The 437-nt window shown below is 69.3% G+C and carries 1 protein-coding gene; it reads right to left on the bottom strand.

Annotation, left to right across the window (positions count from 1 at the left end):
- The coding region (locus tag I53_RS29755) for a response regulator (RefSeq protein ID WP_251982496.1) at positions 1–437 on the bottom strand (437 nt) is incomplete at both ends.

The raw sequence follows: 437 nt of genomic DNA, 5'->3' as shown, positions 1-437 counted from the left end.
CTGGCGCAGACTTCCCCAGTCGATCGGCTTCTGCAGGTAGTCGGTGGCGCCGAGCGAGAAGGCGAGGTTCTGCTCGTCCAGGACCGTCACCATCACGATCGGTGTCGCGCCGATCTCGGGATCGGCGCGCATGGCCCGCAACACTGCCCAGCCGTCCATCTGCGGCATGGTCACATCGAGGAGCACCGCCCGCGGGTGCAGGCTGCGGGCGAGATCGAGCCCCCGCCGCCCGTCCTCGGCGACCGTTACCGAGAAGCCCTCGCGCTCCAAGAAGCGGGCGAGCAGATCCCGGGTCGCGGCGTCGTCGTCGATGCGGACGTAGAGCAGGCGGTCGGTGAAGACGTGGCCGCGGTCCATGTCGGCGGCGAGCTGGATCTCGTCGATGGCCACGAAGGCCACGTCGAGGTCGACTCTAGAGGTCCCCCGGGACCGAGCTC

It is taken from the genome of Methylobacterium sp. B1 (assembly GCF_000333255.1).
In the GTDB taxonomy this organism is placed as follows: Bacteria; Pseudomonadota; Alphaproteobacteria; order Rhizobiales; family Beijerinckiaceae; genus Methylobacterium; species Methylobacterium fujisawaense.
The sequence above is the reverse complement of the archived record's forward strand: the minus strand, read 5'-3'. Positions and strand labels throughout refer to the sequence as shown.